The organism is Bradyrhizobium sp. SZCCHNR1002 (assembly GCF_032381435.1).
GTDB classification, from domain to species: Bacteria; Pseudomonadota; Alphaproteobacteria; order Rhizobiales; family Xanthobacteraceae; genus Bradyrhizobium; species Bradyrhizobium aeschynomenes.
In genome coordinates this window covers 1,835,793-1,857,500 of sequence record NZ_JAUHIS010000001.1, presented here as the reverse complement: position 1 = coordinate 1,857,500, position 21,708 = coordinate 1,835,793, and the positions used below count along the sequence as shown (strand labels likewise).

The following is a 21,708-nucleotide window of genomic DNA, read 5'->3' as shown; positions in this document are numbered from 1 at the left end:
GAGCCTGCCGGCCTGAACCAACGGCTGCCTCGATCTTCGATCGCTGCGTCGCTCGCGCCGTCACGTGCATGAATCGAACTGGACGGCGCTGGGGTGAGATCGACGACGCCGAGAATCAGCTCGGCATTCTCGACGTCGATATTGCCGCCGAGCAGGAGCCGGGCTCGGCTGCCCAGGGGCGCGACCGCCTTCACCGTGGAGCGGCGCCATTTCGGCATTTGACGCCGATACCCACGCAGATCGGGGGGCGGCCGGCAGAAATTCTGGCGCGGGCAGGCGCTTCGGCGCGCAAACGAGCTCCGCAGGAAAGCCAGCCTGCGGCCGTCACCACCTGGTCTTGACGGCGGTGTTGACGTTGGTCACGGCCGTGGCGGTCCCGGACGTGGCGGCTGCCGTATTGTTGATCAGCGCCAGCAGCTTGTAGTAGTCGACGACCTTGGCATTGGCGACATACATCACGTCCTTGCTGCGCATCTGGAAGCCCGACGCCAGCAGCATGCCGGAGGGATCGCGCAGGTTGAGGTGATAGATGGTCGGAATGCGGTCGTAGACGAACCGGCTGGTATCGATGCCGAGCTTCTGCAGCAGCGGGCGCTCTTCATAGCGATACAGGAAGACCTCGGCCGGGTCCGACTGCTGATCGTTCAAGCCGCCGGCCTTGCCGATCGCCTGAGCCAGCGTCAGCGTCTCGGTGTCGAACGTGATCTCGGAATTGAAGCCGAAGACGTTCTGATTGAGCGCGCCGAGCGCCGTGAAGGTCGGGGATTCCCGCGTGATGTAGACGACGTCGTTCGGACGGATGAAGATGTTCTCGCGCGGATCCTGCACCACGCGGCTGAGCAGCACGCGCACGCGCTTGCCGTCGCGCTGCAGGGTCACATAGCTTTCGATCGCCTCGTGCTTCGGTCCGCCGGCGCGCGCAATCACCGCCAGCAGCCGTTCGCCCACGCTGTTCAGCGGCAACACGCCGGGCGTGTTGACGTCGCCGAGAACGCTGACCACGCTCGAATGCTGCTGGTTCAGGCTGACGACGACCTGCGGCTCGAGCGCGCGTTTCTGCAGGCGGAAGACGATCTCCTGCTCGATCTGAGGAAGCGTCCGGCCGGCGGCCGCGATCTCGCCGGCATAGGGAACGCGGATGTTGCCCTGCTGATCCACCGCCTGCGCCGGCAGATCCACGAAGTTGCCCGGACGGGCTCCGGCCGCGGTCGGCGGCGTGAACAATCCGCCTGGGGCCGCTTCGAAGATGGACACGTTCAGGACGTCCCCGACACCGGCGACCTGCACCGGCTTCGGCCGCTTGTCGGGAAATACGCCCTGGAAGGTCACCAGATTGGGCTGGGACAGGAAGGCGATCGTCTCCGAGCTGACGTCGACAAGGGCATAGGGAAGGGCGGTATTGGACCGGACGCTGGACGTGGCGTTGTCGTTCACCGCGTCGCTGGTCGGGCCGGTCCCGGGCAGCAAAGAGCAGGCCGGCAGCAGCGCCAGCATCGCTGCCATCGCGAGACCACGCGAGGCACGACCAAGGCGGCGTAGACCCATCGGGCTCGCTGCACCCTTGCCGACGACAGACCCTGCACCGCCGGTCGATCCAGGCGGCTTGATCAAGATCTTCAAACGCATTCCCGGATACGACAAAAATACGTCCCCACGCCATTCCCTCCCCCACGGAGGGACAACGCCATCCCACTAGTTCCCAACCTACCCGGCGGTCCCCCCTGGCGAAAGCGGACCACTGTTCGTCCCAGCCCGCTTTTGCCGTGACGTGCTAATTAGGTCACAGTCAGACCTCACCAAATTACCTCTTGCCGGGCCGACATCGCAACGGCTGTGCATAGGTGCCGCCGCGCGTCATCAGACCCGACGAAACGCCTGAAAATCTAAGCAGAAAGCAGTTGAGCAACGGTTATCCGAGTCGCGGCGGCGTTTCCCGAAGCCGCCGGCCCGCGTGCTCGTGCCGCCCGGACGATCGGTTGTCGCCGGCCGCCATCCAAGTCTATGCTGCTCGGCAGGTCATTGGTTCGAAGGAGCATGCCTTGTCGAACGCCATCAGGATCGCTGCTGCCGCGGTCGTCATTCTCATGACCGGCACGTCCGCCCCGGCGCTGGCGGGCCGGCTTTATCCGCTGACGGAGTGCGGCCCGGATCTCAGCCGGCTATGCCGGCTGCATGGCGCCTTCGAGGCCACTCCGTTTCACTACAATCTCGCGATCTATCCGGGATGCCTCCGGCGCGTGGCGGTGATGACGCCTCGGGGGCTCCGGTATCGACATGCCGTGGTCTGCGGAGCGCCGGAACGGCCGATGATCTGGTGAAGCAGCCGCTTGCATTGGTGACTAAGCCGAATCCCGGGCGTCGGTATCGCTCCTCGCGCCCGGGCGTCGGATCTGGCGACGGGCGGGCCTTTCGAAACGGCGGGCTCGAGGCGCCACGTCCTGACCGATCGCTTGTGCGCTCAGTCCGGCGTATTAAATCGAGTGGTTGCGTTATTTGGTTTATGCAATCTAAAATTAAATAATTTCTTCCGCGCCCTCGAATACCGTTGCGACACAAAAAATTGTAATGAGAACAAACTAAAGCTTCAATTATCATCGACCAAGGGTGGTTAATAAGTCCTTTCGGGGACGCGGTAAAAAATTACTCCCAACCGCGGCTTGCGCCGGAAGTATTTAATTATCTTGCCGTTCAGATGGTAAATTAACTTGTCGCGAGTGGTTAATTTAATTCCGGTCATCGGAGCCGTACGTCGCCGCGACGGCAGTTCGCGGGCGTTCGAGAAAAAATCCCTCAAATCTCGCCAACGAGTGGGGTCCGTCCTTGTGTGACGAGTTGAGTACCGCGTTGATCGAAGACGAGTTGGATATTGGCGGCGGCGCTTCGAGTGCCGTGCAGAAATCATTGAAGACGATACGGGCCGCCAGATCACGCCTGCAAGTGCTGTCGTCGGAACCGTCGACGCCAGCAGTCTTGATCTCGCAGATCGAGCTCTGCGACCTTCTCCTCGACGAACTCCAGTCCATCAGCTGCAGCGTCGAGAAGCGCGCCGAGCCATCCAGTACGCCCAGTCGTCGTGCCGTGACGAACCGGTATCGGCGTGGCACGGCTCACCTGGTTGCGCCGCAGCGCACCGTGCCCGGCCGGACCAAACAACGGAAATAGGACGGCAGACCTCGGCGCTTGCACGGCGTCTGTCGATGGCAGGCGCTGCCGCCGCGTCTCCGCCGGTCGAGAAGCTGCCGCGCCAGCGTCCGGTCCTCGACCAGGGCCGCCAAGCCGAGGACGATCTTCACCGGCAGCGGCGTGCGCGCCTCGGTGTCGAGCGTGGCTCCCAGAGCTGCTCCGGGTTCATCTCGCCGAGGTCCTTGTAGCGCTGTTGGGGGACGCCGCCGATCTGTCACTTCCTTGAAGAACTTCCCGCGCCGGCATCAGATGTTTGCCTTCCCGAGCAGTGCCATCGGGGTCCAGGTGGCGACCGCGTGCGCTCGGCGCTGATGGCGCAGCGGTGAAGCCGCGTGTGTGGAGGCCTGCCGGCTCGGCTCCGATCGCGAGCAACCGGAACGCGAGGCAGAACCCGCGGCAGAGGCGGGATGACGCTGCCGGCGAGAGAACGCGTCGCCGCGCGGAGACCGAGTAGTCTTCCAAACCGAAGATGCGACTAACGACAGCCAAGTCGTTTCCTGCAGGAAGTCTCTTGCTGGCGTCGCATCGGGCGTCGGGCTCCGCGGGCTGTGATTCGCGGGCCTGTGCCCTGAACATCTCGCGGTCCCGCCGGCGCGACCGTCCGTGCCGATGAACGCATTTCGGCAGCTCTGCGGCATATTCCAGATGTTGTGCGTAATTAAACCTGCTTCTGGCATTTTGTGCAGATGCATAAATATCTCGATCCGGGTTATTGGCTGCTTCGCCAGAATAGGTTGTGTAGGTTGTTGCGCACTTCGCGCGTGCGTCCTCACCGGACCCGCTCGGCTGCCGAAACGTGTCCGTTTTCGTCATTCAAAATCGCGTCATTCTGGCGCGCTTTTGCCATACGACATCGAAATTCCTTGCAGATCGCGGCTATTCGGCGTTTTTTGACTCGGTCGAGCAGGTCGTTGGCCGGCGCAGGGTGATTGAAAGACACATTTCCCCGAAATGGGGTTGCGGGTTGATTATTTGTTGAGTTACAACCAAATGCGTCGGCAAGTGGATATATCTCAAATATTCAGTTTTTCCGACAGCGGGCCTCTTGCGGATCGAAATACCGAATTATATGACATTAATCCGGCAGGATAGAGATCACAGATAAAGGTCGCTGCATGTCCACCAAGAAGATCGATTTCGAGGCGATGTCTTTCGATGACCTCTGGTCTCTCCACGAGCAGATCAGTCAGATCCTCGCCGTGAGGATCACGTCAGAGAAGCGCGAGCTCGAACGTCGCCTGGCGGTTCTCAACCGCAGTCGCGGCGCCATCGAGGGGGCTGGCAGCGAGGGCGCGCAGCCCTACAACGGCAACGGCAAGGCGCGACGTAAATATCCCCGGGTCCTGCCGAAATATCGCAATCCGCAGACGTCGGAGACGTGGTCCGGCCGCGGCAAGCAGCCGCGTTGGCTGGTCGCGGCGATCAAGACCGGACATCGGATCGAGGAATTCGCGATCAACGGCACCGGTGTCCCGAAGGGGCGCCGTCAGCGGGCTTGAACGGCGTCAGGTGCCAGGCCGGTCTGCTAAAAAGCTGTGCTGCGTTGCGAAGTCGCTTCTCGGACGTGCGGCTGTTTTGAACTCGCGGGATCCGCGAACCCGATTGGCCGATTCGCTAGCGCGCCTTGCGCAGACAGGCGGTCGAGCGCCGCGGCATGGTCCTGGTTCCGGCGGGCGAATTCACCGGATTGGTCCGCAGCTTCATTCTCCGCATCTGGCCTAATAGGCGTTGTTGCCGCGAATCAGTTCGATCGGCGTCCGGAGCAGGATGGCGATGTCCAGCGACAGGCTCCAATTGTCGATGTACCACAGGTCGAACTCGACGCGCTGTTCGATGGAGGCACGCGTCGGCGTCGGCCCTCGGCAACCGTGCACCTGCGCCCACCCGGTCAATCCCGGCTTGACCCGGCGGCGAAACGCGTAGTTGCGGACAAGCTTGTCGAACTCGTTGTCGTGGGCCAAGGCGTGCGGACGCGGGCCGACCAGGGACATGCTGCCGTTCAAGACGTTCAGAAGCTGCGGCAGCTCATCGATGCTGGTTCGTCGGAGCCACGCCCCGAGGCGCGTGAACCTGCTGTCGCCGATTTGCGCCTGCACGATGGAGGGGCCGTCCTCGAGCACGGACATCGTGCGAAATTTGTAGATCTGGAAGGATCGGCCGTTGAATCCGCAGCGCTGTTGCCGGAACAGCACCGGTCCCGGCGAGTCGAGCTTGATGGCGAGCGCGACCAGCAGCAGCAGCGGCGAAAGCAGCGTCAGCGCAGCTGCCGACAGCGCCAGGTCCATGAGCCGTTTCGTCGCGTGCTCGAGCGGGCTCATCAGGCCGCGCTGCAGCTCGATGCAGACGGCGCTGCCAAGCTCGTGGCGGGGACGCTTGAAGATCTCGGAGGCGGTGCCTACCGGCACGAAGCTCACCGGAAATGGCAGCACGCGCAATTCGGCGCCCAGGGTGCGCAGTTCGGACCATGGAGCGGGACCAGCGCCGACCACGATCTCCTCGATGTCGGAGCCGCGCACGAAATCGATCACGCCCGCAACAATCCGCCGTCGCTCATCGGAATCGGATCCCGGGGCGGGAAGCAGGAAGTGTCGCTTGACGCGAAAGCCGGTGTCCGTGAGCGCCTGGGTCAGGCCGGCATTGTCCTTGCCCGCCTCGTCGGTGATGAGAACGATGTTGCGGCCTGAGAACCGTTTCTCGGCGAGGCCCTTCGCCAGCAGATATTCGGTGATCCGGCGGTTGAGGATCAGCGCCATCAGCCCGAGCGTCGCGAACACGATGCTGGTGCCGCGCGAAAACTCGCTGCCGATCTTCAGCGCAAACAGCGCGCCGGCCAGCACGAGAAAGGCGGTGATCCAGGTCAGGCAGGCCGCGCGGATCTGGTGTCGCAGGATCAGCAGCTCGGCCGGGCGGTACATGCCGCGGACCTTCATCAGCGACACGAACAGCGCCGACACCAGGATCGCCAGGCCAACCGATTTGCTGACGTCGTTGGCGCCGACGGCGTCCTGCAGATGATAGAGAAAGCCGGACAGCACACTGGATGCGGTAATCGTCGCGATGTCCGCCGCGATCGCGAAAGGCTCCACCGCGGCGTAGTGGACGGGCCATTTGCGCCCCTGGACTTGCCGCTCCGCCATGATGGCGGCCGGCATGCCGTTCCGATCGAGAGTCTCGGGCTGATCCACGTAATGCATGGGATATCGGTGTTCGAAACTCGGTTAAAATAGCGGCTCGGCCGGCACTATATAATCTGGCATTTAATTTAAACAAATAAAATCGACGGCCGTTTTTGCGGACGCTGTCGAATGGTCCCGAAATACCGGGACTGGCATGGGAATGAACAATGCCGACGCGCCGTCCAGCGCTCCGGAGCTCCTGTTTTTGCTATGGGATGCCGCGTAACGGGCGATCGGCCGATGCGTGTGGCGGATTAATGTCGGCGAAGCGGATATTTCAATGCTGGCCGCCAAAAATATCGTTTAAAATAAAATACAACAGGATTATTAATTGCGGGCGGGGCGCTGCTTTGCGACAGGTTGAATTCCGCTGCCGGACGGAATCGTCGCAAGGGCGCTCCCCGACCGGAGGAGGCGGCGAGCCGTCGCCGAGGCTGGCCGGCGAGGTTGAAAGATAATGTTGCTCATTTCCGAGATTACGAATCCGAAGGACGTCGAGCCATGAAGGTCGTGTTGTTCTGTGGAGGACTTGGCACCCGGATCAGGGAATATTCCGAGAGCATCCCGAAGCCGATGATTCCGATCGGCCACCAGCCGATCCTCTGGCACGTGATGCAGTACTACAGCCAGTACGGGCATCGCGACTTCGTTCTCTGCCTCGGTTACAAGGCCAATGTGGTGAAGGATTATTTCCTGAACTACAATCAGGCCGCCACGACCGACTGCACCATCTCGCAATTCGGCAAGAAGGTCGAACTGCTGGGCGAGCGCCCGGCGGATTGGCGCGTCTCGCTCGTCGACACCGGCATCTGGCGCAACATCGGCCAGCGCCTGCGGGCCGTCCGGCACATGGTGCAGGATGAAGAGATCTTCCTCGCCAATTACAGCGACGGTCTGACCGATGCACCGCTGCCGGACATGATCGATCGCTTCAAGCGAAGCGGCATGATCGGCTGCTTTATCGCGATTCATCCGCCGATCAGCTTTCACCTCGCCGAGTTCGATGCCGGCGGCAAGGTCGGCCGCATGGCGGCGAGCAATGATTCCGACATCTGGATCAACGGCGGATACTTCATCTTCCGCAAGGAGATCTTCGATTACATCGAGGAAGGCGACGAGCTTGTCGTCCAGCCGTTCAAGCGGCTGATCGATCGCGGCCTGCTGATGGCCTATCGCTACGAAGGGTTCTGGCGGGCCATGGACACGCTCAGGGACCGTCAGGTGCTCGAGGAGATGATCGAGCGCGGCGACACGCCCTGGCATTTCGGCGGAAACCTTCCGGCCGTGGTGAACGGATGAGAGCCCTCAAGCTCGCCGGTCGCGGCGACCGGCTTTCGGTCCTCTGTCTCGGCGCGCATTCCGATGACATCGAGATCGGCGCGGGGGGCACGCTTCTGACCTGGCTCGACCAGGGGGTTCGCCTCGACGTCCACTGGTGCGTGCTGAGCGGCAATGGCGAGCGCAGCACCGAGGCGAAGGCATCGGCCGACGACTTTCTCGCCGAGGCGGCGGGGCGCAGCCTCGAGATCATGAATTTCCGCGACGGCTTCTTTCCGGAGCAGGGCGAGGAGATCAAGGCCTGGTTCGAGGCGCTGAAGGGCCGGATCGAACCGGACGTCATTCTCGCCCACCGCCGCGACGATGCGCATCAGGACCATCGCCAGGTCAATCGGCTCGTCTGGAACACGTTTCGCGATCATCTCGTCCTCGAATACGAGATCCCGAAGTGGGACGGCGATCTCGGTCGGCCGAACGTCTACATGCCGGTGCCGGAGATCGTCATGAAGCGCAAGGTCGCGCTGCTGATGTCGCATTTCGGCAGCCAGCGCTCCAAGCAATGGTTCGATCCGGAGACGTTCATGGGCCTGGCGCGGCTGCGCGGCATGGAATGCCGCGCGCCCGAGCGCTACGCCGAGGCCTTCGTCGCGCGCAAGCTGTCGCTGGGGTGAGCCGCAGCCGCTGCGCTTGGCGCGGACGCAAAGTCCGCGCGACTCTCAAGCGTCGGAGCACGGCACTGCGGTGATCTTGCCGCGCTGTCTGGTGCGTACACAGAGGCGGCAGGGTCCTGCGGAGCCGGCGGAAACCTCGCGATCCCTTCGATCGCGGCCGACGATGTGTCTGGCCGTCAGCCCGTCGCCCGTCTGGGAACGTCGACGGTCTCAGCCACCGGCGGACGCTCGATCGCGGTGGCCGGCACCTTCTCCAGCCAGACCTCGCGCCACCATGCAAAGATGCCGCGCGGGCAGAACAGGCGGTTCTCGCTATAGCGCGACTGGCAGTAGACGCCGTCCAGGATGACCGCTGGCGTCTTCATGCGCCGGATGAAGCCGGTCCGCTCGTCGATGAATTTCTCGACCCGGGTCCGGACCCGGAAGACCTTGCCGCAATATGGCACCATCTCGGCATCGAAGCCCATGCCGCGGTTGTTGGTCTGCTTGTCGATGGTCGCGAGGATCTCCTTGTGCGGCCGGACGCGGACGAGGTCGCCCGGCTGCAGCCCGAGATCGGCAATCGGGGCGTCCTTGTCGGTCAAGAGGTCGCCACGCCGCCGCGGAAACGGCACGCCGCCCCATAGCGACTGGACGCGGTCATAGACCCAGCGGGCCGGACGGCCGAGCCGCGGGCGTCGTGCCATCGTCGCGCCGACATAGGCAAAGTAGAGCAGGCCGCGGAGCATCTTGCCGACCGAGACGTTGCCGGACGCGATGTCCTCGGCATATTGCCTCGCGTCCCACCATTTGAGCGGTTGGGTGTAGCTCGGCAGCTCGGTGGCCTGACAGGAATATCTGGGGCCTTTTCCCGCGATCTGGTCGGGCGACTTGGTCGCGTCCCACACCGCGCGCGCCGTGCATCCGCCGGAAGGCTGGCGCGCGGCGGCGTGATCGCGATCGGCCGCGGTGGCTTGCGCCGGGTCGACCGGAGACAGCCAGGCCTCCTTCCAGAAGATCAGGCACGCTGCCTGGCAGCCGCCATAGGCCTCGCCGTCGCAGCGCAGGTCGAGATGCACCGCATGGGGCAGGCGTCTTCCGAGCCATTCGCCGGTGTTGTATCCGGTCACCGTATCGCAGGTCTTGTGGGCGCGCTTGTGAACCTGGAGACGCTGGCCGCACCATTTGAACATCTGCGGCATGAACGGCAGCCCTTCGAGGCGCCCATTCGCGTCGAGCGTGGCCAGGATCTCTTCCTTGCTGCGCACCACAACCCAGTCGCCGGCGGATAGCGTCATGCTCTGTCTCTCAAATCTTCAATGAAAGCGCTCGAATAAAGCTGCCCAGATTTGCGGTTCCGGTTTGTCCGATTCAAGGCATTTATTTAATTTGGCTGGATTAAAATTAAATGGGTGGTGGCCGGATCGGCATGCCGGTGCGGGGGGCTTCCGGCCGCCGAATGTCGTGGAAAAGTGCAGTCCTGCCCGTGTTCATCGTCTCGCTTGCTCCTCCCTCGGCCTCTGGACGAGGCGGCGATGGATTTACTGGACGGAAGTGCATTATATATTATAATGCATTTTGGATCATTTTAAATCGTGCTTTGGTTGGTGGCGTAAGAGGTGACGATGTTGAAGGTGCTCATCACTGGAAACATGGGCTATGTCGGGCCGGAGGTGGCAAAGCATCTGCGCGCGCAGCGGCCGGATGCGGTGCTGCACGGCTTCGACAACGCCTATTTCGCGCACTGCCTGACCGGCGCTCCGGTTCTGCCCGAGCGATATCTCGACGAGCAGTTCCATGGCGACGTTCGCGAGATGTCGCTGGACCTGCGCGGCTACGATGCCGTGATCCAGCTGGCGGCGATCTCGAACGACCCGATGGGCAATCGCTTCCAGGACGTGACGCTCGACATCAACCAGACGACCACCGTGTCGCTGGCCAGGGCGGCCGCTGCGGCGGGGGTGAAGAACTTCGTGTTCGCGTCGAGCTGCAGTGTCTATGGCATCGCTGACGGCCCGCCGCGCAAGGAGGGCGATCCGCTCAACCCCATCACCGCCTATGCCAAGTCGAAGATCGGCTCGGAGCAGGAGCTGGCTGCGATCGATACCGGCATGACCATCACCTGCCTGCGCTTCGCGACGGCGTGCGGCATGTCGGATCGGCTGCGGCTCGATCTGGTTCTCAATGATTTCGTCGCCTGCGCGCTCACGCGCCGGCAGATCAGCGTGCTCTCCGACGGCACGCCGTGGCGTCCCCTGATCGACGTCGCCGACATGGCGCGGGCGATCGACTGGGCCATCGACAGGCCGGCGGCGACCGGCGGCCGCTTCCTCACCGTCAACGCCGGCTCGGACGATCGCAACTACCAGGTCAAGGATCTCGCCGACGCGGTGGCCGCGAGGGTCCCGGGGACCGCGGTGTCCATCAATACCTCCGCGCCGGTGGACAGCCGCTCCTACAAGGTCGATTTCGGCCTGTACCGGGCGCTCGCGCCCGATCACCAGCCGCGCGTCACGCTGGATCAGTCGATCACCAACCTGGTCAATGGCCTGAAGCGGATGAACTTCAAGGATGCCGAGTTCCGCTCATCCGACCTGATCCGTCTCAAGGTCCTGCAGGACCACATGGAGACCGCCAGGATCAACGACAGGCTGCAATGGACCTGACGCCGCACGGCCCGTGCAGCAGGCCACCGCGTCGCCAGACAGGACAGTGACGGAGAAACCATGGAACTGAGCCTTCCCACGGCCGTAGGTGTCGCGCCCAAGTGCCGGCATTGCGGCGATGACCTCACGCTCAAGCTGATCGACCTCGGCGCCTCACCGGTCGCCAACGACTACGTCGACCCCGCCAACTACATGAGGGCCGAGCCGTTCTATCCGCTGGAGACGTTCGTCTGCCGCGAGTGCCGTCTGGCGCAGACGCGGGATCTCTTGGCGGCCTCCGAGATTTTTCGCGCGGACTATGCGTATTTCTCCTCGCACTCGACGTCGTGGCTGGAGCACGCGCGCGGCTATGTCGAGGCGATGACGGAGCGCTTCGCGCTCGGCCCGTCCTCGCGTCATGTCGAGATCGCATCGAACGACGGCTATCTGCTGCAGTATTCGCTGCAGAAGGGGATCAGCTGCCTGGGCGTCGAGCCTTGCGAGAGCGTCGCGCTGGCCGCGCGCGCCAAGGGCATCGAGACCCGTGTCGAATTCTTCGGCCGCGCCTATGCGAAGGTTCTTGCGGACGAGGGCTGGTCAGCCGACCTGCTCACCGCGAACAACGTTCTGGCGCACGTTCCGGACATCAACGACTTCGTCGGCGGGGTCAAGATCCTGCTGGCTCCGCAGGGCGTCGCGACCTTCGAGGTCCAGCACCTGCTGACGCTGATGCAGCGGCATCAGTTCGACACGATCTATCACGAGCATTTCTCGTATCTGTCCCTGATCGCCGGCTTGCGCATCTTCGCCCGGGCCGGCCTGCGGGTGTTCGATGTCGAGCTGCCGGAGACTCACGGCGGCTCGATCAGGTTCTTCGTCTGCCATGAGGGCGCGGCGCATGCAGAGAGCCCGAACGTGGCCGACGTGCTGGCGCGCGAGCGGGCCTATGGCCTGCACGAGGACGCGATCTACACGGCCTGGAACGAGCAGGTCAAGGAGACCAAGCGGGCGCTGCTCGAACTGCTGACGTCGCTGAAGCGCGACGGCAAGAAGATCGTCGCCTACGGCGCACCGGCCAAGGGCGTCACGCTGCTCAATTATTGCGGGGTCCGGACCGACTTCCTCGACTTCACCGTCGATCGCGCGCCCTCGAAGCAGGGACGCTACATGCCGGGTGTCCGCATTCCGATCCTGCCGCCGGAGGCGATTTTCGAAGCAAGGCCCGACTACGTGCTGATCCTGCCGTGGAACATCAAGAACGAGATCAAGGCGCAGATGGCCGAGATCCGAAATTGGGGCGGCCGCTTCATCGTGCCGGTGCCCAAGGCCAGCATCGAGGAGTAGGGCGGCAGCGATGAGGTTTGTCCAGCTGGGGCGATCGGATGCGCGGCTGATCGAGCTCACGGTTCGTGCCGATGAGCGTGGCAGCTTCACCCGAACCTGGTGCGCGGACACGTTCGCCCGGGAGGGCATCGCCTTCCAGCCGGTGCAGGGCAACAGTTCGGTGACGCGTCTGCGCGGCACCGTGCGTGGCATGCATTTCCAGCGCGCGCCGAAGGCCGACGCCAAGATCGTCCGGTGCTCGGCAGGCCTGATCCATGACGTCATCGTCGATGTCAGGCCGGAGTCTCCGACGCGAGGCGAGGTCCATGCCTGCGAGCTCGGGCCGTCGACGTCACGGATGCTCTATATCCCGGCCGGCTTTGCTCATGGTTTCCAGGCGCTGACGGACGACGTGACGGTCGAGTACCTGATGGGCATCGACTATGTCGAGGGGCTGTCGGACGGCTTTCGACACGACGATCCAATGATCGGCATCCGATGGCCGCAGCCGGTCACGGTGTTGTCGGCGAAGGATGCCGCATGGCCCTTGCTGGCCGAGCGGGGGCTTTGGTGATGCGGCTTCGCGATTGCTGCGGTCGGTCGGCGCACGGACGAATGAACGAGCGGCAGAAGCCGCCAGGTCGCCCAAGGTATGACGACGAGCCAGGAGGGCTACGGAATGACGAATATTTTCGTTGATGCCACGATGCCGGACGACCAGCGGCGCCAGAGCTTGTATGACGGCGCGCTGTTCCTGTATTCGCCGACGCCGTCCGTCCAGGCGCTGGTGGCGTTCGCAAGGCAGCTGATCGAGGAGGCCTTTCGTCCCTACGATCCGCGCACCGCCCAGTTCGAGCTGCCCGTCGAGCGCTACGTCGACATTCTCGCCAAGCTCAAGCCGTTCTTCATTCATCACCCCCGGTCGAAAGAGCTGGTGGGAGGAATTCTGCGCGAGCTCGGCTGCGACCCCGAGTTGACCTATTTCGACGTGCCGCGGCTGCGCTCGGCCACGAGCAACGATTATTTGACGACGGGCATCGCGTTCGCATTCCATCCGCACCGCGACACCTGGTACTCCGCGCCACCGTGCCAGCTGAATTGGTGGCTGCCGGTCTATGACATCACGCCCGATAACGGCCTCGCCTTCCATCCGCGTTATTTCGACGAGGCCATCAAGAACGGCTCGAGAAACTATGACTATTACGAGTGGAACCGGACGTCGCGTGCGTCGGCCGCGCAACACATCAAGACCGATACGCGCGTGCAGCCGAAGCCCGAGCAGGACATTGCCCTCGATCCACAGCTCCGCTTCGTGGCGCCGAGCGGCGGTGTCACGATATTCTCGGCGGCGCACCTCCATTCCTCTGTGCCGAACACGTCCGGGCTCACCCGGTTCAGCATCGATTTCCGCACGGTCCACGTCGCCGATGTCGGTGGCAGGCGCGGGGCCGTCAATCTCGACTCGGAGTCGACGGGCACCAATCTGCGCGACTTCCTGCGCGTCTCGGATCTCGCGCGGCTGCCGGAAGAGATAGTCGCGCCCTATGATCAGGGCTCCGTACCGCAGGACCATCTGATCTACCAGCCGACCATCGTGCCGCGGGCGACCGGCGATCTCGCCGCCGATGCGGCGCAGGAATCGGTCTGACGGCTGAAGGGGACGCGTGCGCAATGCTGGACAGGCTGAAATCACCGACGGGAGCGCGAACGCCGGCGATCGATCTCCACGATCTGGTGACGGAGCTGTTTCCGATCAATCGCAGCCTCACCGGCGCGGGTGTCAGGCAGACGCTCGCGGTCGTCGCCCGGCATGTCGATCTTGCCATCCACGAGGTCCCGAGCGGCACGCCGATCCTCGACTGGCACGTCCCGGCGGAGTGGAACATCCGCCGCGCGACGATCTCCGACATGGCGGGGCGTCGTGTGGTCGACTTCGCCGATCACAATCTCCATGTGATGGGATACAGCCGGCCGGTGCAGGCGGTGATCAGCCGGGCCGAACTGGCGAAGCACATTCATACGCTGCCGGAGCAGCCGGACCTCATTCCATACCGGACCGGCTACTATGCCGATGATTGGGGCTTCTGCCTGCCGGATCGTCTCTGGCGCAAGATGACGGACGACAGCTACCGCATCGACATCGATAGCGATCTCACCCAGGGTGCGCTGACCTATGGTGAGCTGTTCGTCCCGGGGTCGACGAGCCGGGAAGTGCTGATCACCTGCCACATCTGTCACCCGAGTCTGGCGAACGACAATCTGTCGGGCATCGCGGTGATGACCGCGCTCGCCATGCGGCAGGCCCGTCAGACGCGTCGGCTCAGCTATCGGTTTTTGTTCCTGCCGGCGACGATCGGTGCGCTGGCCTGGCTCGATCGGAATCAAAGCCAATTGGATCGGGTGGAGCACGGCCTCGTCCTGACATGTCTCGGGGATCCGAGCGGATTCCACTACAAGCAGAGCCGCAAGAGCGCGCCGATCGACCGCGCCGTCGCGCATGTCTTGAAGCACTCCGGTCATTCCCACGAAATCATGCCGTTCAGTCCCTATGGCTATGACGAGCGGCAGTTCTGCTCGCCGGGCTTCGATCTGCCGGTGGGCTGCCTGATGCGCGGGGTGCACGGCACGTTTCCGGAATATCACACCTCGGCAGACAATCTGGAGTTCGTGAGGCCTGAATGCCTCGACCAGTCCTACGCGGTGATCGAGGAGGTGCTCGATCTGCTCGATCGTGATTGCGTCTATGAACGCGTCGACGGGCGAGGCGAGCCTCAGCTTGGACGGCGCGGCCTCTACCGCGCAATCGCCGGACAGCGCGAGGCTGGCGGCGCAACGCAAATGGATCTGTTGTGGGTCCTCAACCTGGCCGACGGAAAGCACAGCCTGCTCGACATGGCGATCCGCGCCAATGTGCCGTTCGCCCGGATCGAGGCGGCGGCGCGGCTCGCACTGGATGCCAGTCTGATCAGGCTGGCGGCTTCCCTCGAAAACGTCGGCGACGGCACGGGACGCAGTGAGGCACCATGAATTCGCAGCCCGACGATCCTCGCGTTCTGGTCTTTTCGCTCCGAAACATTTTCGGACGCGCCCTCAATCGCGGCCCTCATGTCGAGCTCGAAGACATCATCTGCGAGGTCGATTCCGCCGAGCTGCTCGCGCCCATGCTCGACCCGTCGAGCCGGCGGGCGAGCTTCGCCACGCGGCTGGCGTATCATGCGCCCGTGCTGCTCAATCCCGGCCTGCCGCGCGTGCCGCCGAAGCAGCAATACGACGTTCTGTTCGCCATCTGCGGCTTTCCGCAGGATCTCATCATGTTCGATGCGATCGAGGATCTCAGAGCGGCCTGCAAGACCTCGGTATGTCTGCTGGACGAGCTCTGGATCAAGGAGATTGCCAAGCATCGCCACTTCCTCAAGGTGCTCGCCAAGTTCGACATCGTCATGCCGTTCCAGATCAACACGGTGAAGCCGCTCAGCGAGGAGATCGGGCAGGCTTGCGTGCATCTGCCGCTCGCCATCGACACGATGCGGTTCTGTCCCTATCCCGACCCGCCGGAGCGGGTCATCGACGTCTACAGCATGGGACGTCGCTCGCCGGTGATTCATCAGACGCTGCGCGCGATGGCGCAGGGTGGCGACTTCTTCTATCTGCACGATACGATCGGCGGCAGCCAGGCCATCGATCTCGGCGAGCACCGGACGCAGGTCGCGAACCTCGCCAAGAGGAGCAGGTATTTTCTCGTCAACCCCGGCAAGTTCGACGAACCGGGCGAAACGGGACGCCAGGTCGAGTTCGGATACCGGTATTTCGAAGGCGCTGCCGCGGGCGCGATCATGCTTGGCGAGCGTCCCGACAATGAGCTGTTCCCCAGATTGTTCGATTGGCCGGATGCCATGGTCCACGTGCCTCACACCTCCGGTGACATCGATCGGGTCATCCGGGAGTTGGACCGGGATCTCGACCGGCAGGAGACGATGCGGCGGACCGGCATGGCGCAGACCCTGCTGCGGCACGATTGGGTCTATCGGTGGGAAACGATCCTCGATGCCGTAGGCCTCCAACCGCTGCCGGCACTTGCGGTGCGCAAGGATCGTCTCAAGGCGCTCGCCGAGATGGCTTCAGGCCAAGGCCCGGCAAGACAGGCCAAATTAAATCGCGCGCCGATATTGGCGAGGTCGTGATTTTAAATCCTTTTCTCCGCCACAAAGTGAGTTCATCGCTCGTCTGCCCCGCACATGATCGGACGCAGGGGTTTTTCGCGACGTCTTTCCATTTTGAACGATGGGTTTTCATGCCCCCGACGAACTTGACTGGCTCGCAGCGAGACGTTCGACGGTCGGCATCGACCCAGGCAGGCGATTGACATGTCGGAAGCCCTCTCCGCCTATTTCGAAGAGCACAGGGAATCGAAGGATCTCGGACGCCGCGCGTTGCGCGGCGGGATCATTTCCATCGTCATCCAATATGGCAATGCTGCGCTCCAGATCGTGGCGGCCATCGTGCTGGCCCGGCTGCTCGCGCCGGAAGATTTCGGGCTCGTCGCCATCGTCACCGTTCTGACGAGCTTCGCTCCGCTCCTGATCGATTTCGGATTGCTCGACGCGACCGCGCAGAGAAGCAGGGTGACGCCGGCCCAGGTCAGCGGTCTGTTCTGGGTCAGCACCGGCATCGGGGTGGCGGTCGCGGTGATCGTCGCCGCGTCCAGTCCGCTGATCGCCTGGATCTACGGTGATGCGCGGCTGCAGCCGATCTCGCTGTGCGTGGCAATCACCTTCGTGCTGTCGGGACTAACCAATCAGCACATGGCGCTGCTACGGCGCACGATGCAGTTCGGTCGCATCGGTCGGATCCAACTGTTCGGCACGCTGGCCGGGACCATCGTCGCCATCGCCGCCGCCATCGCGGGCTACGGCTATTGGGCCTTGGTGCTCCGGCCGGTGACGAGCTCGGTTTGCGTGGTGATCGCGGCCTGGTCGGCATGCGCTTGGCGCCCAGGGGCTCCGGTGTTCGACGATGAGGTCAAGTCGATGGTCCGGTTCGGGCTCCACGTGGTCGGCTTTACCGTCGCCTACACGCTGTCGCGGGCGGCAGACCGGATCGCGCTCGGCCTGATGTACCGCCCCGATCAGGTCGGGTACTACCAGAATGCCATGAACCTGTACGACAACTCGATCTATGCGGCGCTCAATCAGACGCATGCCGTCGGCAGCTCGGCGCTCAGCAAGCTGCAGTCGAATCCGGCTGCCCTTCGACAGAAATACGAGGCGGCGCTGTCGATGCTGGCTTTCTTCCTGATGCCGGCGGCGGCGATCCTTTCCGTCACGGCCGAGGATCTGACCGTCGTTCTGCTCGGCCAGAAGTGGCAGGCGGCCGGCGGGCTGCTCAGCATCATCGCCTTGCGCGGCATTTCGCACGTGGTCGAGGGCTCGCAGGGCTGGCTGCATCTGTCGCTCGGAAGGGCGGATCGCTGGCAGACATGGGGGATCATTTCGCTGGTGGTGCAGGTCGCGGCCGTGCTCGCGGGCCTGCCTTTCGGCCCGGTCGGCGTCGCCTGGGCAGTGGTCATCGGATATTCGCTGATCGCCTTGCCATCGGTCATCTATGCGGGCCAGCCGATCGGCATCGGTGCGGCGCTCGTGGCCCGGGCTGCGGGTCCGCAGACGGTCGGCGCCGTTGCCGCGGCTGCGGCCGGCTGGTGGCTGCAATCCGAGCTCCTCACGGCCACTCCCGCTCTGCTGCGCATGATGCTCTCCGGGTGCTTCTGCGGCTGCCTCTACCTCGCAATCGTCGTCGGCGTGTTCCGGCACGGCGAGCCGCTGAGGATAGCTGGTACGATCATCCAGGATTTCATCAGGAAGCGGTGAGCCGGGGCCGGGCCGAAGCCGGAGCGGCGAGATTATTTCTCGCCCTTTATTAAATCGTCTATATAATATCGTTGTAATTCAATATTTAAACGGCCATGGACCACCGCACCTCGAGCCCTGACGTCATCGACCCCATGCCTGCGCCGCCGACCGGCGATGCATGGAGGTTGCGTGGGCGCGGGCCCGATCGGCGCCGTCTCAGCATCCTCTGCGTCTCGCACATGCCGGCAAGCCCGCCGCGCTTCGGGGCGCAGGCGCGCATGCATGGGCTGATGACGCAGCTCGCGCGCCGCCACGATCTCACGGCGGTGATGCTGGTCGACGATGCCTTCGACATCGACGAGTGCCGCCAGGCGATGCAGGCCTATTGCCGCGACGTGGTTCTCGTCCGCAATCCCTACGGTCGCGACGGTCTTGCCAAGCGGCTTCTGCAACTGCGATCGATGGTGTCGGCCCGGAGCTTCGACCGGCTGCGGGTCGCGCTGCCCGACTTGCAGCGGGTGCTGGACCGGGTGTTGCGTGCGACCCGCTTCGACGTCGTCAATCTCGAATTTCCCTATCTGGGTCATTGCGACCTGCGGCAGGCTCCGGCCGGAGAGCCTCCTCCGCGGCTGATCGTGGACTCGCATGAGATTGCGTATGATCTGGCCCGGCAGTTTGCGGAAACGGGTGCGAGCCTCGGCCGCCGTCTCTATGCCGGAGCGAACTGGCGCAAGCTGCGGCGCGAGGAGCTCGCCGCCTATGGCGGCGCCGACGGCGTCTATCTCTGCAGCACCGACGACGAGAAGCGTCTCCACGAGGACCTTCCGCGCACCCGCACGGCGGTGATCCCCAACGCCGCCGACATCGCGTTCTATCAGCCGCGCGGCACCGATCCAGCGCCGGACGGACGCACGCTGGTCTATTTCGGGCTGCTGTCGACGGTGCCGAACATCGATGCCGTCATGCACTTCGTCCAGGACATCTGGCCTGGTGTCGCCGAGCGGCATCCCGACGCGCGCTGCAAGATCATCGGCGGCCGGCCGCCGGCATCGCTGCTGGCGCTGGCCGGACCGCGCGTCGAACTGACCGGCTTCGTGCCCGACCTTCGGCCGCATCTGGCGGCTGCGGCGGCCGTGGTCGTGCCATTGCGGCTCGGCGGCGGCACGCGGCTGAAGATCGTGGAAGCGATGGCCATGGGCAAGGCGATCGTCTCGACCAGTCTCGGCGCAGAGGGAATCGACGCGAAGCCCGGCCGCGACATTCTCATCGAAGATGATCCGCGCGGCTTCGCCAGGGCCGTCAGCCGATTGCTCGCGGAGCCGGATCTGGCGGCGCGCATCGGTGGCGCCGCGCGCGATCTCGCCGTGGAAAAATATGCCTGGAGCGCGGCGGCTCGGGCGCTGGAGAGCTTCTACTACGACATCCTGGAGACCACTCCGTCATGAAGGCCGCGCTCATCGGAGCCGGGCAGATCGCCCGCCAGCATCTGGCCTGCCTCAATACGCTGCCCGGCGTTCAACTGGCTGCCATCTGCGACCTCTCGCCGGCCACCGCGGAAGCCGCGGCCGAACGCTACGCCATTCCATCCTGGTTCACCGATTACCGCGCGATGCTCGAGACCGTTCGACCCGACGTCGTGCACGTGACGACGCCACCGACCTCGCATTTTCGCCTGGCGATGGATGCGCTCGAGGCGGGTGCGCATGTGATCGTTGAGAAGCCGGCGACCTCGACCTTCGAGGAGCTGCAGACGTTGATCCTGCGCGCCAAGCAGACCGGCCGCCATGTCGTCGAGGACTACAACTACGTCTTCAACCGGGCCCCGCAGGAGATCCTGCGCCGCATCGAGAGCGGCGAGTTCGGCGCGGTCACCCATGTCGACGTGCTAATCTGTCTCGACATCCTCGGCCCCGGCGGCTTTGCCGATCCCAACTCGCCGCATCCGGCGCTTAAGCTCGCCGGCGGCGCGATCGCCGATTTCCTGCCGCACCTCGCTTCGCTGTCCCATGCGTTCGTCGGGCCGCACCGCAGCGCGCAGACGGTCTGGAGCAAGCGCAAGCCGTCGCCGCTACCGTTCGACGAGTTCCGCAGCGTGGTGGAGGCTGAGCGTGGCACGGCCACGCTCAGCTTCAGCGCCAGCGCCCAGCCGGACGCGTTCTGGCTGCGCGTCTATGGCGAACGGATGCAGGCGACGGCCAATCTGTTCGAGACGCGGCTCACCTTCGATGGACCGCGCAACGTGCCGAAGCCGCTGCGGCCGTTCTTCAGCGGCCTGGAGGAGGGCAGCGACATCCGGCGTGCGGCGCTATCGACATTGCTGCGCAAGTTCAAGGGACCCGGCGCCTATGAAGGGCTGTGGGAGTGCCTGGCGCGTACCTATCAGGCACTCGCGGCCCGAGCCGTCCTGCCGATCACGGTCGAGGACGTTCTCGCAGTCAATCGGATGGTCGAGGCCATGAAGCCGACGGAGCAGGGAATATGAAGGCTCTCGTCACGGGCGCCAATGGTTTTCTCGGACGGCATGTCGTCGATGCGCTGCTCGCCCGCGGCGTCGAGGTCCGGGCCATGGTGCGTCCGGCGACCCGGGTCGAAGCTCTCGGCTGGCCGGCGTCGGTCGACGTCGTCAGGGCCGACCTGCGCACCTCGCGCGATCTCGTGGATGCTTTCGAGAACGTCGATGTGCTGATTCATCTGGCGGCCGTGGTCTCCGGCGGCGAGGACGCGCAATTCGCCGGCACCGTCGGCGGCACCGAGCGGCTGCTCGACGCGATGGCCGGCAGCAACTGCCGCCGGCTCGTCCTGTGCAGCAGCTTCTCGGTCTACGACTACACGGCCGCACGCGGTGTCCTCGACGAGAGCTCGCCGCTGCAGCAGACGCCCGATGTCTACACGCGTGGCGGCTACACGGTCGCGAAATGGTGGCAGGAGCGGGTGACGCGCCGCTCTGTCGAGCAGCATGGCTGGGATCTTACCGTGCTTCGCCCCGGCTTCATCTGGGGACGCGACCACGGCTATGTCGCGGCGCTGGGACAGCAGATCGGACGACATCACGTGGTGATCGGGCCGCTGACGCGCATCCCGATGACCCATGTCGAGAACTGCGCCGACGTTTTCGCGCTCGCCGCCGTGGATCAGCGTGCCCGGGGGCAGACGCTCAACATCGTCGATGGCCCCGGTGAGCACGTCTGGTCGTATCTGTCCGACTACATGCGCGGCACGGGCGAACGCGGCTGGCGGCTGCCCGTTCCGCACTGGCTCGCCAGCGCCGTGATACGGCTGGCGTTCGTCACCTTGTTCAGGCAAGCGACCAAAGTGCCGGCAATCCTGACGCCGAAGAAGTTCGATGCAATGCTCAAGCCGCTGCGTTTTGACAATCGCAGGCTGAGGGAGACGCTCGGCTGGACGCCGCCGCTGAGCTATCAGCAATGCCTGGCACGCACCTACGGCCCTGTGCGGGTGCCCACTGAAGCGCCGGCGTCGTGGTCGTCCGGAACGGCGGCTTCGATTTGAGGGCCGCGCGCGCGACCCCGGACTGGGATCGTCGAGCCCAGCAGGCTCGACGTCGTTGCCCATCTCTCGTCTTGACCTCGCGCATTGCAGACGGACT

The 21,708-nt window shown here is 64.1% G+C and carries 20 protein-coding genes and 1 pseudogene (2 of these 21 running past the window's edge); 16 read left to right on the top strand and 5 right to left on the bottom strand.

Going from position 1 to position 21,708, the window contains the following annotated elements; all coding sequences use genetic code 11:
* A protein-coding gene (locus tag QX108_RS08250) for a DOPA 4,5-dioxygenase family protein (protein ID WP_315779860.1) crosses the window boundary here: on the top strand, positions 1-16 show its 3' portion. It extends 401 nt beyond the left edge of the window; the window shows 16 of its 417 coding nt (coding positions 402-417); the start codon falls outside the window, past its left edge; it ends in the stop codon at positions 14-16.
* Here the strand turns inward: QX108_RS08250 and QX108_RS08245 are convergent.
* Positions 1-218, bottom strand: the 5' portion of a protein-coding gene (locus tag QX108_RS08245) for a hypothetical protein (protein ID WP_315779862.1). 13 nt of this gene lie to the left of the window's left edge; only the first 218 of its 231 coding nucleotides appear in the window; the start codon lies at positions 216-218; its stop codon lies beyond the left edge, outside the window. The two genes, QX108_RS08250 and QX108_RS08245, sit on opposite strands and share 29 nt — an antisense overlap.
* A 106-nt stretch (positions 219-324) precedes the next feature.
* Positions 325-1,620 (bottom strand): polysaccharide biosynthesis/export family protein, encoded by a 1,296-nt coding sequence (locus QX108_RS08240; protein ID WP_315779864.1) that lies wholly within the window; start codon positions 1,618-1,620, stop codon positions 325-327.
* Between the two features lie 419 nt (positions 1,621-2,039).
* Between QX108_RS08240 and QX108_RS08235 the strand changes: the two genes are divergently transcribed.
* Both QX108_RS08235 and QX108_RS08230 read left to right on the top strand, forming a co-directional pair.
* Positions 2,040-2,318 (top strand): hypothetical protein, encoded by a 279-nt coding sequence (locus QX108_RS08235; protein ID WP_409998483.1) that lies wholly within the window; start codon positions 2,040-2,042, stop codon positions 2,316-2,318.
* Between the two features lie 526 nt (positions 2,319-2,844).
* Complete coding sequence (locus QX108_RS08230; protein ID WP_315779866.1) at positions 2,845-3,162, top strand: hypothetical protein; 318 nt, start codon at positions 2,845-2,847, stop codon at positions 3,160-3,162.
* Here QX108_RS08230 and QX108_RS33490 read toward each other — a convergent pair.
* A pseudogene (locus QX108_RS33490) lies at positions 3,108-3,388 on the bottom strand (hypothetical protein); the annotation flags it as partial. The gene QX108_RS08230 and the pseudogene QX108_RS33490 sit on opposite strands and share 55 nt — an antisense overlap.
* Positions 3,389-4,298: 910 nt before the next feature.
* On the opposite strand from QX108_RS33490, the gene QX108_RS08225 reads away from it, so the two are divergent.
* Complete coding sequence (locus QX108_RS08225) at positions 4,299-4,682, top strand: H-NS histone family protein (RefSeq protein WP_315779868.1); 384 nt, start codon at positions 4,299-4,301, stop codon at positions 4,680-4,682.
* A 219-nt stretch (positions 4,683-4,901) separates the two neighbouring features.
* Here the strand turns inward: QX108_RS08225 and QX108_RS08220 are convergent, their stop codons facing one another.
* Complete coding sequence (locus tag QX108_RS08220) at positions 4,902-6,377, bottom strand: undecaprenyl-phosphate glucose phosphotransferase (protein WP_315779870.1); 1,476 nt, start codon at positions 6,375-6,377, stop codon at positions 4,902-4,904.
* Between the two features lie 483 nt (positions 6,378-6,860).
* Between QX108_RS08220 and QX108_RS08215 the strand changes: the two genes are divergently transcribed.
* The gene (locus tag QX108_RS08215; protein ID WP_315720897.1) at positions 6,861-7,658 is read left to right on the top strand and encodes a sugar phosphate nucleotidyltransferase; all 798 of its coding nucleotides are present in this window, start codon (positions 6,861-6,863) and stop codon (positions 7,656-7,658) included.
* Positions 7,655-8,308, top strand: a complete 654-nt coding sequence (locus QX108_RS08210) for a PIG-L deacetylase family protein (RefSeq protein WP_315779872.1) — start codon at positions 7,655-7,657, stop codon at positions 8,306-8,308. The genes QX108_RS08215 and QX108_RS08210 overlap by 4 nt, the downstream gene beginning before the upstream one ends.
* Positions 8,309-8,484: 176 nt before the next feature.
* Here the strand turns inward: QX108_RS08210 and QX108_RS08205 are convergent, their stop codons facing one another.
* Complete coding sequence (locus QX108_RS08205) at positions 8,485-9,585, bottom strand: hypothetical protein (protein ID WP_315779874.1); 1,101 nt, start codon at positions 9,583-9,585, stop codon at positions 8,485-8,487.
* 330 nt (positions 9,586-9,915) lie between these two features.
* Here QX108_RS08205 and QX108_RS08200 point away from each other — a divergent pair, with 330 nt between their 5' ends.
* The 10 genes from QX108_RS08200 to QX108_RS08155 all read left to right on the top strand — a co-directional run bounded on the left by QX108_RS08200 (position 9,916) and on the right by QX108_RS08155 (position 21,611).
* Entirely contained in the window at positions 9,916-10,953 is a 1,038-nt protein-coding gene (locus QX108_RS08200; protein WP_315726258.1) for an SDR family oxidoreductase, read from the top strand.
* A 60-nt stretch (positions 10,954-11,013) separates the two neighbouring features.
* Entirely contained in the window at positions 11,014-12,276 is a 1,263-nt protein-coding gene (locus tag QX108_RS08195) for a class I SAM-dependent methyltransferase (protein ID WP_315779876.1), read from the top strand.
* A 10-nt stretch (positions 12,277-12,286) separates the two neighbouring features.
* Positions 12,287-12,829: a dTDP-4-dehydrorhamnose 3,5-epimerase gene (locus tag QX108_RS08190; protein ID WP_315779877.1), complete on the top strand. Its 543-nt coding sequence runs from the start codon at positions 12,287-12,289 to the stop codon at positions 12,827-12,829.
* A gap of 105 nt (positions 12,830-12,934) precedes the next feature.
* Positions 12,935-13,903, top strand: coding sequence for a phytanoyl-CoA dioxygenase family protein (locus tag QX108_RS08185; protein ID WP_315779878.1), 969 nt, complete (start codon positions 12,935-12,937; stop codon positions 13,901-13,903).
* 23 nt (positions 13,904-13,926) lie between these two features.
* Positions 13,927-15,282, top strand: coding sequence for a DUF4910 domain-containing protein (locus QX108_RS08180; protein ID WP_315779879.1), 1,356 nt, complete (start codon positions 13,927-13,929; stop codon positions 15,280-15,282).
* Complete coding sequence (locus QX108_RS08175; RefSeq protein WP_315779880.1) at positions 15,279-16,436, top strand: glycosyltransferase; 1,158 nt, start codon at positions 15,279-15,281, stop codon at positions 16,434-16,436. Before QX108_RS08180 ends, QX108_RS08175 begins: the two co-directional genes overlap by 4 nt.
* Positions 16,437-16,619: 183 nt before the next feature.
* Positions 16,620-18,119, top strand: a complete 1,500-nt coding sequence (locus QX108_RS08170) for a lipopolysaccharide biosynthesis protein (RefSeq protein ID WP_315779881.1) — start codon at positions 16,620-16,622, stop codon at positions 18,117-18,119.
* A 95-nt stretch (positions 18,120-18,214) separates the two neighbouring features.
* Complete coding sequence (locus tag QX108_RS08165) at positions 18,215-19,546, top strand: glycosyltransferase family 4 protein (protein WP_315779882.1); 1,332 nt, start codon at positions 18,215-18,217, stop codon at positions 19,544-19,546.
* Positions 19,543-20,583, top strand: a complete 1,041-nt coding sequence (locus QX108_RS08160; RefSeq protein ID WP_315720888.1) for a Gfo/Idh/MocA family oxidoreductase — start codon at positions 19,543-19,545, stop codon at positions 20,581-20,583. Before QX108_RS08165 ends, QX108_RS08160 begins: the two co-directional genes overlap by 4 nt.
* Entirely contained in the window at positions 20,580-21,611 is a 1,032-nt protein-coding gene (locus QX108_RS08155; RefSeq protein WP_315779884.1) for an NAD(P)-dependent oxidoreductase, read from the top strand. Before QX108_RS08160 ends, QX108_RS08155 begins: the two co-directional genes overlap by 4 nt.
* The last annotated feature ends 97 nt before the right edge of the window (positions 21,612-21,708 follow it).